General features: G+C 62.7%; 10 protein-coding genes. 7 read left to right on the forward strand and 3 right to left on the reverse strand.

Features of this window, described 5'->3' with window-relative positions; translation table 11 throughout:
- The first annotated feature begins 7 nt into the window (after nt 1-7).
- From ACK5L9_RS06080 to ACK5L9_RS06090, 3 genes are all read left to right on the forward strand, one after another.
- Nucleotides 8-646, forward strand: coding sequence for a ribonuclease T2 family protein (locus ACK5L9_RS06080; protein WP_416910570.1), 639 nt, complete (start codon nt 8-10; stop codon nt 644-646).
- Between the two features lie 293 nt (nt 647-939).
- A complete protein-coding gene (locus ACK5L9_RS06085; protein WP_416910571.1) occupies nt 940-2,145 on the forward strand; it encodes an extracellular solute-binding protein in 1,206 nt (401 codons plus the stop codon).
- Nucleotides 2,142-4,775, forward strand: coding sequence for a PAS domain S-box protein (locus ACK5L9_RS06090; protein ID WP_416910572.1), 2,634 nt, complete (start codon nt 2,142-2,144; stop codon nt 4,773-4,775). Before ACK5L9_RS06085 ends, ACK5L9_RS06090 begins: the two co-directional genes overlap by 4 nt.
- 162 nt (nt 4,776-4,937) lie before the next feature.
- Here the strand turns inward: ACK5L9_RS06090 and ACK5L9_RS06095 are convergent, their stop codons facing one another.
- Complete coding sequence (locus tag ACK5L9_RS06095; RefSeq protein ID WP_416910573.1) at nt 4,938-5,237, reverse strand: HU family DNA-binding protein; 300 nt, start codon at nt 5,235-5,237, stop codon at nt 4,938-4,940.
- A gap of 148 nt (nt 5,238-5,385) precedes the next feature.
- Entirely contained in the window at nt 5,386-6,870 is a 1,485-nt protein-coding gene (locus ACK5L9_RS06100) for an AMP nucleosidase (protein ID WP_416910606.1), read from the reverse strand.
- Between the two features lie 93 nt (nt 6,871-6,963).
- Here ACK5L9_RS06100 and ACK5L9_RS06105 point away from each other — a divergent pair, with 93 nt between their 5' ends.
- On the forward strand, nt 6,964-7,812 hold the full coding sequence (locus ACK5L9_RS06105) for an SDR family oxidoreductase (RefSeq protein WP_416910574.1): 849 nt from the start codon (nt 6,964-6,966) through the stop codon (nt 7,810-7,812).
- 36 nt (nt 7,813-7,848) lie between these two features.
- On the opposite strand, the gene ACK5L9_RS06110 is transcribed toward ACK5L9_RS06105, so the two are convergent.
- Nucleotides 7,849-8,328 (reverse strand): metal-dependent hydrolase, encoded by a 480-nt coding sequence (locus ACK5L9_RS06110; RefSeq protein ID WP_416910575.1) that lies wholly within the window; start codon nt 8,326-8,328, stop codon nt 7,849-7,851.
- A gap of 363 nt (nt 8,329-8,691) precedes the next feature.
- Between ACK5L9_RS06110 and ACK5L9_RS06115 the strand changes: the two genes are divergently transcribed.
- The 3 genes from ACK5L9_RS06115 to ACK5L9_RS06125 all read left to right on the forward strand — a co-directional run bounded on the left by ACK5L9_RS06115 (nt 8,692) and on the right by ACK5L9_RS06125 (nt 12,627).
- Nucleotides 8,692-9,915 carry a UbiH/UbiF/VisC/COQ6 family ubiquinone biosynthesis hydroxylase gene (locus ACK5L9_RS06115; RefSeq protein WP_416910576.1) on the forward strand — a complete coding sequence of 408 codons (1,224 nt, stop codon included), beginning with the start codon at nt 8,692-8,694 and terminating at the stop codon, nt 9,913-9,915.
- 208 nt (nt 9,916-10,123) lie between these two features.
- A complete protein-coding gene (locus ACK5L9_RS06120) occupies nt 10,124-11,023 on the forward strand; it encodes a 3-keto-5-aminohexanoate cleavage protein (protein ID WP_416910577.1) in 900 nt (299 codons plus the stop codon).
- Between the two features lie 53 nt (nt 11,024-11,076).
- A complete protein-coding gene (locus tag ACK5L9_RS06125; protein WP_416910578.1) occupies nt 11,077-12,627 on the forward strand; it encodes an ABC transporter substrate-binding protein in 1,551 nt (516 codons plus the stop codon).
- The last annotated feature ends 3 nt before the right edge of the window (nt 12,628-12,630 follow it).

The following is a 12,630-nucleotide window of genomic DNA, read 5'->3' on the forward strand; positions in this document are numbered from 1 at the left end:
TTGCGCCATGACCCTGCGTTTCCTGCGCCTTGCCCTGATCGCCCTGCTGCCGCTGACCGCGCGCGCCGAAGATGTTGCCGGGCAGTTCGATTATTACGTTCTGGCGCTAAGCTGGTCGCCGTCATGGTGCAGCGAAACCGGGGATGCGCGCGGGGCGGCGCAATGCGAGGCCGGGCGCAAAACCGATTTCGTGGTTCATGGCCTGTGGCCGCAATACGAGAACGGCTGGCCGCAGGATTGCCGCACCGCCGAACGCGATCCGGCGCGGCGCGAAAGTCAGGCGATGGAGGATGTGATGGGTTCGGGCGGGTTGGCCTGGTATCAGTGGCAGAAACACGGACGATGCAGCGGCCTGTCTGCAGCGGGTTATTACGGTGCCATCCGTCAGGCCGCCGGACAGGTCCGCATTCCTGCGGTGTTCGACGGTCTGGGCCGCGACATCCGCCTGCCGCCATCGGTGGTCGAGGATGCCTTTATCGAGGCCAACCCCGCCCTGACCCGCGACGGAATCACCGTGACCTGCCGGGGCGATGCGCTGCAAGAGGTCCGGATCTGCCTGACCCGCGACCTTGAGCCACGCGATTGCGCCCCCGACGCAGGCAAGGATTGCCGCCGTCAATCCCTACTTATGCAGCACACGCGATAAAAAATTAACCCTCGTATCACAAAAGGCTACAAACGATACTTTGCATAAACATTGACAAACCCCTACACTGAGCCGGTCGGGGAAATGCACAGGCCGTTGGTTAATTTTTTTGTTCGACAGCTTTTCCTGCATGAAACGGGACACGGGCACTGGTCGCCTACAGTTAAAGTGGCACGATCATGGGCAGCATGCACGGGACTGGACAAGTCGGTCCGACCTGGCCGAGGACGACGGGGTTGGCTCAGCGCATTCGCTTGTGCGGACATTGGCTTTGTGCGCTATTGGCAATGGCCATGGCCGCAACCGCCGAAGATGTGAAACCGCGTTTCGAACTGTTGCACCTGTGGGTGAACGACGCCGAACGATACGCGTTGCGCGCCATCAGCGATCCCGTCATGGCGAGCGGCGTGGATTGGAGCGAAAGCATCGTCGCCAAGAACTTTCTGGGGGTCCGCGCGGCCTTTGCCGAACGGCTGGCCCTTGGGGTGCCGCCCGAAGGGGTGTTCTGGATCGGCGACAACGGTGCCGCCAGGCTGGTCAGGGACGGGCTGTTCCGGCCCATTCCGGACCGGATCGGCACCTGGGCCTTTTCTGACCATCTGATCCCCGAAGTCTATGACGCGGTCAAGATGGGCAATGCGATTACGGTTCTGCCTCTGGGCATCCATCTTCAGAACCGGATGATCTATAATATCGACATCCTCACACGGCTGGGCCTGAAAGCGCCCGAGTCGTGGCAGGCGCTGCTGGACATGGCGCCGATTCTGGCGGAACACGGAATCAATGCCATCACGCTGTCGGACGAGCGCTGGCAGATGCGCTTTTTCGTGACTGCGGTACTTAGCGAGATGCTGACCGGCGAGGAACTGCGAAAACTGCTGACCGGGACGGCACCGGCAAGGGAATTCGAACCGCAACTGACCCGCATGGTCGCCCTGATGCTGGCACTGCGGCCTTATGCCGACCCGGCCTCGCATGATCTGGTCTGGGGCACCGTGGTCGAAAATGTCGCCGTCGGAACGGCCTTTGCCGCATTTCTGGGCGATTTCGCCGCCCCGGTCGTCGCCCGAACCTCGTCCATCCGCTGCGCCGCCCCACCCGGCAGCAATTACCTGATGTGGTCATTCGACACATTCGCCATGACGGAATCGGATGATCCTGCCGTGATCGCCGGACAGGAAGAGGTGATCAAGGCCGTTATCGACCGCGACATTCAGACCGAATATGTCCGGCGCAAGGGCGGCATTCCCGCCTATCGCGACACTGACCCCGCCATTCTGGACCCCTGTTCCAGGGCCTCGGTCGCAAGCTGGAAGGACACGGGCGAAAAGATTTTCCTGCCCGCCGCCGAGTGGTCGCAATCGCTGAACGTGATTGCAAGCGTGGTCAGGACGGCATGGCACGATCCCAGCCAGACCACCGCCAGCATCACGGCCGAGATGATCGCGGCACTGGACGGGCTGTATGCCTCGGAATACTCGGCACGGTTGGGCCAATGAACGGACGCGCCGACGACCAGCAGGGACCGTTTCATCCCAGGCCCGGTCTGCTGTCGCGGATCAACCCGGCAGATATCTGGGTGGTCGCGACATTTGTGGTGATCCTGATCGGCGTCGCCGTCGCCTATAACATGTATTCCGCCATCGAATCCATGAACCGGATGCGGTTTCTCAACGCGCAGCAGATCCTGATCTGGCGCGAGGTTACGCGTGACATCGACTTTGTTCTGGATGAAACTGACACCCAGCTTCGCAGCAACGTGGCCTATGACTCGGTCCAGGGCAAGCTGGCCCATCTGATCGACGAGGGGCACCGGGTCGCCTCGGATTTCAACGCCGCGCTGACCGCGTCGCATACCAGCCGACATCTGTTCGGCCTGCTGGGCGATGTGGATGACAACCAGTTGCGCGCGCTTTCGGTCGATCCCGAGCTTGTCCGCCGCGCGATGGAGGTTCGGGACGCGCCCCATGCCCTGCTGCGCACCGATTTTTCCTTTTGGCCGACGGAAATCGCGGTTGCTGTGCAGGGCGAACGCTATATCGCGCCGCTGACCCTGCGCGCCGAGGTGCTGTCGCAGCAGACCCACAGCCTGATCCGCGCGATGTATGTCGAGGGCGGTATCCTGCTGATCCTGCTGACGGGCTGCATCATGATCATCTGGCTGCTGTTCCTGCGCCGCGCCGTCCGTCGGCTGGCAATGACGCAATCGCATCTGCAACTGGTGCTGGACAACATGCCCGCCTATCTGTGCAGCTTCTCGCCGGATGGGCGGTTCCGCTCGGCCAACCGCAACTATCTGAAGGCGACGGGCTATCGCGACCAGTCGGGGCTGAAGGGACGGCATCTGCTGGACGTGCTGGGGCAGGAACGGTGGGACCGCATCCAGCGACATCTTGCGATCTCGAATATCGAGGCGGGCACCCAGTTCGAGGTCGAGACGGATTTCACCGGCGAAGATGCGGTTCTGCTGGTCTCTTACGACATCCTGCGTGACAAGGTCGGCAAACCGGTCGAGATCTTTGCGCTGCTGGTGGACATCACGCCGCTGTCGCAGGCCCGCCGCGAATTGCGCCTGAGCGAGGAACATCTGCGCATCACGCTGAACTCTATCGGCGATGCGGTGATCACAACGGATATCGCGGGTTGCGTCGTCAGCATGAACCCGCAGGCCGAGACTCTGACCGGCTGGTCCGCGACCGAGGCGACGGGCCGCCCCCTGCCCGAGATTTTCAACATCGTGAACGCCCAGACACGCAACTCGGTCTCGAACCCGGTCGAGGCGGTGCTGCGCGACGATGCCAATGCCGGTCTTGCCAATGAAACGCTGCTGATCGCGCGCGACGGATCAGAACACATGATCGCCGATTCAGGCGCACCGATCCGCAGCCCAGAAGGCGAAACGGTCGGCGTTGTCATGGTATTCCGCGACGTGACGCAGGAATATCTGATGCGCGACAATCTTGCCCAATCCGAAAAATTGCAGGCCATCGGCCTGCTGGCGGGCGGGATTGCGCATGACTTCAACAACATCATGGCGGGTATTCAGGGCAATGCCGACCTGCTGTCTGCCGACATATCCGCCCCCGAACGCCCCGAGGCATCCCGTCGGCTGAGCCAGATCGGCGATCTGGTCAAGCGCGGTGCCGGGCTGACATCCAAGCTGATCCAGTTCGCGCATGCGCGGCCACGAACCGACGCGCCGGTCAATCTGGCGGATGTGGTGCAGGACGGGGTGGATCTGCTGAAGAACACCACTCAGCGGGGAATCGTGTTTGAATTTTCGGATAACAGCCGCGTAAACATGGTGATGGGTGACGAAAGCGCGTTGCAGGCGGCGGTGATGAATGTGCTGCTGAACGCCACCGATGCCGTGGCCGATACGGGCACGATCAGCATCCGGCTGGGCAATCTGGAACGTGGCAAGATCTCTGCCCTGTCATCAGATGGCGATGCTGCCGAACCCTTTGTCTGCCTGTGCATCCGCGATACCGGCACAGGCATTCCTCCCGAAACCCTGCACCGCGTGTTCGAGCCGTTCTTCACCACAAAAGAGGTCGGAAAGGGCGTTGGCCTTGGCCTGCCCGCGACCTATGGCACGGTCAAGAATCACGGGGGCGAGATCAGTATCCGTTCGACCCTGGGGACGGGGACCGAACTGTGCATGTTCCTGCCCGCCTTTCTGGGCAGGCCCGCGCCCCGGCCCATATCCCGGCAGCCCCAGCGGCAGCACCACGCGACCGGGCTGACCATCCTTTTCGCCGATGACGAGGCCGCGCTGCGCGAGACCGCAGTCCATTTCCTGACGGCCCGGAACCATCAGATCATCGTCGCGGAAAACGGGCAGGAATGCGTCGATCTGTTCGCACAACATCGCGACCGCATCGACGTGATCATTCTGGATCTGAACATGCCGGTCAAAAGCGGCAATGACGCGATCCGCGAGATCCTGCAAATCGATCCAAAGGCGCGGATCATCATTACCAGCGGCTATTCCCCCGACACCCAAAGCGGAGTCATGGAAAGCCCGCAGATCGTCAAATTCCTGCGAAAGCCCTATGCGTTCAGGATTCTGGCCGCCGAACTGGACGCGAATTTCGCCAGTCAGCAGGACAAGCCAAAGGAAAGCTGATCTGATCGGGTCGGCTACCTGCGGTTGACCTTACAGCAACCCGGCAGCGTCCCGGCACAAAGAAAAGACCGCGCCGCAAAGTCACGACGCGATCCGATTTGCCGATAGCGGCGACCGCGCAGGACACAGGCAGCGTCGGTTCGCCGATCGTCTCAGGCAGGATCAGCTGTTGACGCTGTCCTTCAGCGCCTTGGCGACCGTCACCTTGACCTGCTTGTCGGCCGGTTTGGTCATCATTTCCTGGGTTTGCGGGTTGCGAACCTGACGCTCGGGGCGGGCGCGGCAGGCAATCTTGCCGATGCCGGGCAGCGTCACTGCGCCACCATTTGCGACTTCGCGGGTCACGACAGCAGCGATCGCATCCAGTGCTGCGGAAGCCGATTTCTTGTCCGAACCCAGCTCTTCGGCAAGGGTAGCGACCAGTTGGGTTTTGGTCATCGGTTTGGCGGAAGGCGTTGCCATTCTTCTGTCTCCTCTTGCCCGGTTTATCCGGGCCGAAATTGTCGCCTGTTGCGGCATAGGCCCTGCTACACACGCTTTTGTCAGTCAGATCAAGCTTTTTCCGCATTGGCAAGGGAATGTTAGGCCGATCCGGCGGATTTGCGTGACTTCAGAGGAACGCGGTCTCGCTGAACGACCGCAATTTGCGGGAATGGATGCGTTCCAACGGCATTTCGCGCAGCTTTTCCATGGCGCGGATACCGATCAGCAGATGGCTGGCGACCTGCGTGCGATAGAAATCGGTCGCCATGCCCGGCAGCTTCAATTCGCCATGCAGCGGCTTGTCGCTGACGCAAAGCAGGGTGCCATAGGGCACGCGAAAGCGGAAACCGTTGGCGGCGATGGTGGCGCTTTCCATGTCCAGCGCGACGGCGCGGGACAGTGACAGACGATGCACCGGGCCGGACTGGTCCCGCAACTCCCAGTTGCGGTTGTCAATGGTTGCAACGGTACCGGTCCGCATGATCCGCTTCAGCTCGTACCCGTCCAGCCGGGTGATTTCGGCCACCGCCTCTTGCAGCGCGACCTGCACCTCGGCCAGCGCCGGAATCGGCACCCAGACGGGCAGGTCGTCATCCAGAACGTGATCCTCGCGCAGATAGGCATGGGCCAGCACGAAATCGCCTAGGCTCTGGCTGTTGCGCAGACCCGCGCAATGACCGACCATCAGCCAGGCATGCGGGCGCAGCACGGCGATATGGTCGGTGGCCGTCTTGGCGTTCGACGGACCGACGCCGATATTGACCAGCGTGATCCCCTGCCCGCCCGCGCGGGTCAGGTGATAGGCCGGCATCTGCGGCATCTTGGCCAAAGGCTCCAGCGGCTCATCGGGATCGGTAATCTCGCGGTCGCCGGGGGCCACGAAGGTCTGATAGCCCATCGCCGGATCAGCCAGCGCACGGCGGGCGAAAGCCTCGAATTCGTCCACATAGAACTGATAGTTCGTGAACAGCACGAAATTCTGGAAATGTTCAGCGGCGGTGGCGGTGTAATGCTGCAACCGCGCCAGCGAATAATCGACCCGCTGCGCGGTAAAGGGGGCAAGATGCTGTACCTCTGTGGGGGACTGCTCGGCCACGCCGTTCACGATGTCGTCGTTCATGGTACTAAGATCGGGCACGTCGAACACATCACGCAGCGAAAAATCCAGCACCCCCTCTTGCGGGACACTCAGTTCGCTTTGCGCGGCGACGGCGAAATGCACCGGCATGGGCGTATCGCTGAGACCCACCGTCACCGGAACCCCGTGATTGCGGATCAGCAGGCCGATCTGTTCGCGCAGATAATTCTCGAACAGGTCGGGCCGGGTGATCGTGGCCGCATATCTGCCGGGTGTCGCGACATGGCCAAAGGACAGGCGCGAATCGATCTTGCTGTGGGTGGTGATCGTCATCCGCAATTCGGGATAAAAGGCACGGTATCGCGCGCGCGGCTTTTCGCCGGTCAGCAAGCGGCTGAAATGCAGCGTCAGGAAATCGGCAGCCTGATCGTACAGCTCGCGCAGGCGCGCCACAGCCGATGCTGCGTCGGTAAACTGTTCACGCGCGGCAGGTTCCGGGGTTTCGACGGGAAGAAAGCGGGCATCCGTGTCCATTCTTGTGTCCTTTTCGTTGCCCTGAACCTGCCAGCCCGGCGCGTCGCAGGCAAGCGTCTGGCGCAGCTTTCCCGCTACGGTTACGTTGCCGTCATGAAGATGCTTGTATTCGGTCACGGCTATAGCGCCGGTTATCTGACCCCTCTGCTGATCGCGCGTGGCTGGACGGTCACGGGCACCACCCGCAGCGATCCCGCCCGCGTCGCGGCGGCGGGCGCGCAGCCGATCCTGTGGCCGGGCGACCTGACCGCGCTGCGGCAGGAAATCGCGCAGGCGGATGCCATTCTTGTCTCTGCCGCGCCGGGGCCGGATGGCGATCCGGTTCTGGCCGGTTTCGCGGCGGATCTGGCGCAGGCAAGGCCGCGCTGGCTGGGATACCTGTCCACGACCGGGGTCTACGGAAATCGCGCTGGCGGCTGGATCGACGAGGACAGCGCGCTGGACGGCACCACCGCACGCGGGCAGGCCCGCATCCGGGCCGAGGCTGACTGGCAGACGCTGGCCCGCGCCAATGACCTGCCGTTGCATATCTTCCGGCTGGCGGGGATATACGGCCCCAACCGCGGCCCCTTTGCCAAGCTGCGCAGCGGCACGGCGCGGCGGATCATCAAGCCGGGACAGGTCTTTTCGCGCATCCATGTCGAGGATATCGCGCAGGTGCTGCTGGCCTCGGTTCAGGCCCCCTTGCCAGGCGCGGTCTATAATGTCTGCGACGACGACCCCGCCCCTCCGCAGGACGTCATCGCCTGTGCCGCGCGGATGCTTGGCCTGCCGGTCCCCGAGGCCGAGGAATTCGCCAGCGCCGATCTTGCCCCTATGGCCCGGTCCTTCTATGCCGACAGCAAGCGGGTGCGAAACGACCGGATCAAGCGCGATCTGGGCATCACCCTGCGCTATCCCGATTATCGCAGCGGGCTGGACGCAATCCTGCGGGCCGAGTGATCGCCCCGCACGATCAGGCAGCAGAACCGCGCATGGTCAGAATGTCATCTGGCCGCGCCGCCTTCCTTTCGCGAAAATGCATGCCGCCCCCGCCCAGATCAGGAACTCGAACACGATTGTCCAATGCAGAAGAAACGAAAGCACCCAATTCGAATAGCGCGGCGGGACCGTAACAAATCCTGAAAGCTCGTTGTTGAACGGAGCAAGCCACATGATCCCGCCGCCAATACTATCCAGTATCAGATGCATGAATATCGCGGCAAAGAACGCAAGGGCTGCGGGTCTATGGCGAGATCTCCACAAGAGGGGCAGTGCAACGCTGGCAACAACGGCCCAAAAGAACGGGACATGCACCCAGTACCTGTGGTGATGGATCGCCTTGTGATCGACGAAATAGAAAAACAGGATGTCGGCATCCGGCAGGACAGCCCCCGCGATCGCTGCCGAAAAAGCAAGTCCGTGCAGTCCGGACAGTTTCCCCAGACAATATCCCGACGGTAGATGTGCAGTAAGCATGGAGCTGCACTCTGATATCTGGTTTCAGCGGCGGACCTCGGGGCGATCCTGACAACAGGAAGCAAGAGGTCACAGTGCCTCGTTATCCGGCCTGATACTGTGCGCTGCCTCGGAATGCACGGCATGTTTTCGGGAAATTCCTGCGCCGGGACGATCCATTCTGATGAAACCTCGGTGATCCGCACTGTCTGACCCCAGAGCTAACGACGCATTGATGCTGCGCCACGGCATCCTCGCCGACAATGACCCTGTCCGGGTAACATATCCGCAGGACGAACAAAGCGGCTGTACGGTCGCACGGCAAACTGGCCTCGTGATCGCGCCGCATGGACTTTGGCCGCGCGCCGTGCATGATCGCGGGTCATGAGAACCGATTTCGATGTCCTGATCGCAGGTGGCGGTCTGAATGGTCCCTGTCTGGCGCTGGCGCTGGCCGATGCCGGTCTGCGGGTGGCGGTGGTGGACCCGCGCCCCGCCGATGCCCGCGCGGGCGAGGCGTTTGACGGGCGGGCCTATGCGCTGGCCATTGCGTCGCAGCGGCTGCTGAAGGCGCTTGGCCTCTGGGACGGGCTGGCCGGGAACAGCCAGCCGATCATGCAGGTCATCGCCTCGCAGGGGGTGCCGGGCGAGGGCGCGGCCCCGTTTCACCTGCATTTCGACAGCGCCGAAATCGAGGAAGGCCCTGTCGGTTTCATGCTGGAGGACAGGTTCCTCTATCGCGCGCTGCTGGCTGGCATGGCCGATAAGGTGACGCATCTGCCGGGGCGGTCTGTCGTCGCGCAAGAGGCCGGGGCCGTGGCGGTGACTGCGGGGCTGTCGGACGGGCGCGAACTGACTGCAAGGCTGCTGGTAGGCGCGGATGGGCGCGCCTCGGGCGTGGCGGACCGGGCGGGGATCGCGCGGCGCGGGCGCGATTACGGGCAGACGGCTTTGGTCGCCGCCATTGACCACGAATTGCCACATCATGGCATCGCGCATCAATATTTCATGGCGACCGGACCACTGGCGATCCTGCCGCTGCCAGGCAATCGCAGCAGCGTGGTCTGGTCTGAAACCCGGCAGAATGCGCAGGCCATCGGTGCGCTGCCGGATGACGCCTTTCTGGATGTGCTGCGCCCGCGTTTCGGCGATTTTCTGGGCACGCTTTCGCTGGCGGGGGGGCGGTTTTCCTATCCGCTCAGCCTGTCGCTGGCCGATGACTATATCGCCCCCCGGATCGCGCTGGTGGGCGATTCCGCGCATGGGGTGCATCCCATCGCCGGGCAGGGGCTGAACCTTGGTCTGCGTGACGTTGCCGCACTGGCCGAGACCGTCGCCGATGCCGCCCGGCGGGGCGAGGATTTCGGGGCAACAGATGTGCTGGAACGCTATCAACGCTGGAGACGGTTCGACGCAACCGCCCTGGCGCTGGGGATGGACATGGTGAACCAGCTTTTCGCCAATGACAATCCGCTGCTGCGCACCTTGCGCGGCCTTGGCATGGGCGCGGTGACGGCGATCCCGGCTTTGCGCAGGGGCTTTATGCGGCAGGCGGCGGGGCTGGCGGTCACACCGATGCCAAGGCTGCTGGCAGGGCGGCCGCTGTAACCGGCACCCCGGAACGGACCGGCTGCGCCGGGACGTGATCGCCCCCAGCGCTGATGCAGGCAAGTTGATCGTCACATCTGTGCGGCATCAGCGTAAAATCAGCCGGGCAGAGCAAACTTGACTGCATCAGCAAATCATATGACGGTTGCGGCGACGTAAACCGGCGGTTTCGGGGGCGAAAACCGGTTTGCACTTGTTTGTCGGGGACATGATCTTGAACTGGGATGCATTTATCACCTGTGCCGTGACAGGGTCGGGGCAAAGCCATCTGAAAAGCGACAAGGTGCCGGTGACACCCGCGCAGATCGCGGCGGCATGTGTCGAGGCGGCACAGGCGGGGGCGGCGGTCGCCCATGTGCATGTGCGCGACCCCGAAACCGGCGCACCCTCGCGCGATCCGGCCCTGTACCGCGAAGTCGTGGCCCGCGTCCGCGACAGCGGCACCGACGTGATCCTGAACCTGACGGCAGGAATGGGGGGCGACATCGTGCTGGGTTCGGCAGAATCACCCCTGCCGCTGAATCCGGCCGGAACCGATCTGGTCGGCGCGACCGAGCGTCTGGTCCATGTTCAGGAATTGCTGCCCGAAATCTGCACTCTGGATTGCGGTACGATGAATTTTGCCGAAGCGGATTACGTGATGACCAACACGCCCGGCACGCTGCGCGCGATGGCCCGGCGCATTCAGGCCGCCGGGGTCAAGCCCGAGATCGAGGTATTCGACCTTGGCCATCTGTGGCTGGCCCGGACGCTGGTTGCCGAGGGGCTGATCGACGATCCGGTGCTGATCCAGCTTTGCATGGGCATCCCCTTTGGCGCGCCCGACGATCCGAACTCGCTGATGGCGATGGTCAACAACATCCCCACGGGCTGGGTCTATTCGATGTTTTCCATCGGGCGGATGCAATTGCCCTATGTGGCGCAGGCGGTGCTGGCGGGCGGGAATGTCCGCGTGGGGCTTGAGGATAACATCTGGCTGGAAAGGGGCGTTCTGGCGACGAATGGCGCGCTGGTCGAACGGGCGGCCAGTCTGCTTGCCGCTATGAATGTCTCGCTGATGACGCCTGCGCAGGTCAGGGAAAAGCTGAAACTGAAGAAGCGCTGGTAACGCGCCGTTTGTCACATGCCGGGGGCGCCCCCCCAAACAAGGGAGAAAAATTCATGACATCGATCCGCATTGATCGCCGGGGTTTCCTGCAAGCCTCGTCCGCCGCCGCGCTGGCCCTTGGGGTTGCGTCGGCGGCCTTTGCGCAGCCTGCGCCGCAAAGGGGCGGTCATGTACGGATCGGCCATTCCGGGGGCGCGACCTCGGACAGCATCGACCCGGCGACCTATACCGGCGGGCCGGTGGTGACGGCGATGCTGGGCGGGGTCTGCAACAATCTGGTGGAAATCGACGAGAACGGCGCAGCCAAACCCGAACTGGCGGAAGAGATTACATCAAGCCCGGACGCGAAAATCTGGACCTTCAAACTGCGTCAGGTCAATTTTTCGAACGGCAAGCCGCTGACAGCGGCGGATGTCATCGCCTCGTTCAATCACCACCGGGGCGAGGACACGAAATCGGGTGCCACGGAACTGCTGGAGGACGTGGCCGAAATCCGCGCCGATGGCGATCATGTGGTGGTGTTCGAACTGGGGGCGGGCAATGCCGATTTTCCCTTTGTCGCGGCCGATTATCACCTGCTGATCATGCCCGCCGACGCCTCGGGCAAGCTGGACTGGCAGTCCGGCATCGGCACCGGCGGCTATACGCTGGAAGAACACGAACCCGGCGTGCGCATCCGCCTGAAACGGCGGGACGACTACTGGAAACAGGACCGCGCCTGGTTCGACGAGGTGACGCTGCTGACCGTCAACGACCCGACAGCGCGGCAAAACGCGCTGGTGACAGGCGAGGTGGACATCATCAACGGCGTGCCCACCAAGACAGTGCATATGCTGAAGCGCCGGCCGGGGATCGAGATCGTCGAAGTCACCGGCTCGGCCCATTATCCGTTCCCGATGCATTGCGATACCGCGCCGTTCAGCGATGTGAACGTGCGGATGGCCCTGAAATATGCCATCGACCGCGAAGAGATGGTCGAAAAACTGCTGCGCGGCCATGGTACGGTGGGTAATGACCACCCCATCGGCCCGGCCTACCGGTTCCACGACGCGGCGCTGGAACAGCGGGTCTATGACCCGGACAAGGCGAAATTCCACCTGAAACAGGCCGGTATGGACGCGCTGGATGTCACGCTGTCGGCATCCTCGGCGGCGTTTTCCGGCGCGGTGGACGCGGCGGTGTTGTTTCAGGAATCGGCGGCAAAGGCCGGGATCAGGGTGAATGTAAAGAACGAACCGGCGGACGGCTACTGGTCGAATGTCTGGCTGAAAAAGCCCTTCTGCATGAGCTATTGGAACGGTCGCCCGACCGAGGACTGGATGTTCTCGATGGTTTATGCAGATGGCGCAAGCTGGAACGAAAGCCATTGGTCGAATGAACGCTTCAACACCCTGCTGAAATCGGCGCGGGTCGAACTGGACGATGCAAGGCGGGCCGAAATGTACGCCGAGATGCAGCAGCTTTGCCGCGACGACGGCGGCACGATCATCCCGATGTTCGCGAATTTCGTCGATGGGAAAGCGGACCGTATCCAGCATGGCAAACTGGCCTCGAACCGCTTTCTGGATGGCTGGAAGGCCATCGAACGTTGGTGGATGACCTGATCG

The organism is Paracoccus sp. (in: a-proteobacteria) (assembly GCF_047973135.1).
Lineage (GTDB): Bacteria > Pseudomonadota > Alphaproteobacteria > Rhodobacterales > Rhodobacteraceae > Paracoccus.

Bases quoted from the DNA above. Each gene is read 5' to 3' on its own strand.
- ACK5L9_RS06080 (WP_416910570.1), top strand. From the start codon at position 8: ATGACCCTGCGTTTCCTGCGCCTTGCCCTGATCGCCCTGCTGCCGCTG.
- ACK5L9_RS06085 (WP_416910571.1), top strand. From the start codon at position 940: ATGGCCGCAACCGCCGAAGATGTGAAACCGCGTTTCGAACTGTTGCAC.
- ACK5L9_RS06090 (WP_416910572.1), top strand. From the start codon at position 2,142: ATGAACGGACGCGCCGACGACCAGCAGGGACCGTTTCATCCCAGGCCC.
- ACK5L9_RS06095 (WP_416910573.1), bottom strand. From the start codon at position 5,237: ATGGCAACGCCTTCCGCCAAACCGATGACCAAAACCCAACTGGTCGCT.
- ACK5L9_RS06100 (WP_416910606.1), bottom strand. From the start codon at position 6,870: ATGGACACGGATGCCCGCTTTCTTCCCGTCGAAACCCCGGAACCTGCC.
- ACK5L9_RS06105 (WP_416910574.1), top strand. From the start codon at position 6,964: ATGAAGATGCTTGTATTCGGTCACGGCTATAGCGCCGGTTATCTGACC.
- ACK5L9_RS06110 (WP_416910575.1), bottom strand. From the start codon at position 8,328: ATGCTTACTGCACATCTACCGTCGGGATATTGTCTGGGGAAACTGTCC.
- ACK5L9_RS06115 (WP_416910576.1), top strand. From the start codon at position 8,692: ATGAGAACCGATTTCGATGTCCTGATCGCAGGTGGCGGTCTGAATGGT.
- ACK5L9_RS06120 (WP_416910577.1), top strand. From the start codon at position 10,124: ATGATCTTGAACTGGGATGCATTTATCACCTGTGCCGTGACAGGGTCG.
- ACK5L9_RS06125 (WP_416910578.1), top strand. From the start codon at position 11,077: ATGACATCGATCCGCATTGATCGCCGGGGTTTCCTGCAAGCCTCGTCC.